Source organism: Phyllobacterium sp. P5_D12, assembly GCF_054049495.1.
In genome coordinates this window covers 1-2,270 of record NZ_JBFUMG010000655.1, presented here as the reverse complement: position 1 = coordinate 2,270, position 2,270 = coordinate 1, and the positions used below count along the sequence as shown (strand labels likewise).

At 55.2% G+C, this 2,270-nt stretch carries 2 protein-coding genes; both read left to right on the top strand.

What is annotated here, in order from left to right; all coding sequences use genetic code 11:
• Positions 1-351 (top strand): helix-turn-helix domain-containing protein (locus tag ACXJ5O_RS24840; protein ID WP_457302234.1); only part of this gene is annotated, 351 nt, incomplete at its 5' end.
• A 172-nt stretch (positions 352-523) separates the two neighbouring features.
• On the top strand, positions 524-2,270 hold a 1,747-nt coding region (locus ACXJ5O_RS24835), incomplete at its 3' end, for a TonB-dependent siderophore receptor (RefSeq protein ID WP_457302233.1).

The window sequence follows — 2,270 nt, the reverse complement described above, 5'->3', positions numbered from 1 at the left end:
GGCAAGAAACGGCAACGCAGCCAGCTTTCGCCGCGACAGTTGCGGACGGTCACAAGCTATATCGAAGACAATTGCATGCGAAGCATCCGCCTCCATGAACTGGCGGAGTTAACAAGCTTGTCGCAATCCTACTTCAGCCATGCCTTCAAGGCCTCGACGGGTACAGCCCCGCATCAATGGCAGATACGCGCCCGTATCAGGAAAGTGCAGACGCTGCTGGAGAAGCCCGGATCGTCGCTGACGCGCGTAGCCGCCGCCGCGGGTTTCTCGGATCAGGCGCATTTCACGCGCGTATTCAAGCGGGTGGTGGGCGTGACGCCGGCTGTCTGGCGGCGGGATCGGCAGTTGTAGCGCCGGACCACTTCGACAACCACGAAAACGGCCCAAAAAAGTTCAAAAGAGAACAGAAACAATCAATCCCGAAAATTAAAGTTGATATATGTACTCAACTTATATTCGAGCTCTCGGAGAGCGATTGCACTCGCTGCGTTTTGGCTCTGGGAAATATGAGTAGGGGATTGTCATGAGTGGTGTCTATCGGTCGGCATTTGGTGCGCTGCTTGGCGGGACGGCGGCGCTTGTATTGCTGTCAGCAACCGGCACGCGTGCGCAGGACGCCAATGCCACCATCCAGTTGGACCCAATCGTCATCGAGGGTGGCAATTCAGATGGTTCTGCAATCGGTCCGATCAATGGCTATGTGGCCAAGCGCTCGGCAACCGGCTCCAAGACAAATACCCCCATCGCGGAAATTCCGCAGGCTGTATCTGTTGTCGGGAGACAACAGATGGATGACCAGGGTGCGCAGAAGATCGACGAGGCCCTGCGCTATACCTCTGGCGTATTTGCCCAGCCCTTCGGCGTCGATAATGACACGAACTGGATCTACATCCGCGGGTTCGATGCGACGCAGAAGGGGACATATCTCGACGGGTTGCAGAATTTCAGCTTTGGCTTCGGCGGCTTCTTTATCGATACATTCGGCATTGAGCGCATCGATGTTCTGAAGGGACCTGCTGCCGTGCTTTATGGCGGCAGCAATCCCGGAGGCATCGTCAACTACATCAGCAAGCGTCCGACCGGCGAACGTCTGCGCTATGTCGAAACCGGTATCAACAGCTATGGCAATGGTTACCTTGGTTTCGATATTGGCGACAAGGCATCCGACGTGGTCGATTATCGCATCAACGGTAAAATATCCGGCGGTGACAATTACACCGATTTTTCAAAGGATTTCCTTGGGGTCATTTCGCCCAGTATCACCTGGAAGCCGGATGATGTGACGAAATTCACCATTCTTGCCAACTATACGCATCAGGACCTTACCCATGACGGTGGCAGCTTCCTGCCTTACTATGGAACTGTAGTCGACGCGCCCTTCGGCAAGATCGATCGCAAGGCAAATTTCACGGAGCCGTCGATCGACGACTATAACCGCGACCAAGCCTCCATCGGCTATGAAATGGAACACACTTCCGACAATGACTGGACCGTGCGGCAGAACCTTCGCTATGGCTACAGCGGCGTGCGCGAACACAATCTATATCCATTTGGATACGATGCCTTCTCCGCCCAGCCGATCGACGGCAATTACGATCTCTCGCGCATCAATTTCATGCACGATACGACGGTCAATTCGTTCGTGGTCGACAATCAGCTTGAAGGCCAGGTCACTGCTGGTGCGATCGAGCACACGCTCCTGTTTGGTGCGGAATACAAGTTCTTCGACATCGATCAGATCCAGGCAACCGGCGCGTCAACGCCCATTAGCGCAGTCGACCCCGTTTATGGCGTGCCTCAAGGTCCCATGTTCGCTCCTTACATCGACCAGGTCGTCAAGCGCCATCAGATCGGGGTCTACGCGCAAGACCAGATGCGCTTTGGCGATGGCTGGCTCGTCACGTTGAACGGCCGCTATGATTATGTGACTACGGACGCACAAGGCACACCGGAATATGACGGGCATGATGGTCAGGCCAGCGGAAGGGCAGGTATCGCCTATGAATTCGACAATGGGATCACGCCCTATGCGAGCGTCGCGACATTCTTCAGTCCGGAGATCGGGGTCGACAGCAATCTTGCGTTCCTGAAGCCTGAAACCGGCCAGCAATACGAAGTCGGCGTAAAATACCAGCCGACAAGCTTTGACGGTCTCATCACGGCTTCGCTGTTCGATTTGACGAAGCAGAACGTGCTCACTGGACCGTTTAACGCGCAATTCCAGGTCGGCGAGGTCAATTCCCGTGGCTTCGAAATCGAGGCACAAGCGA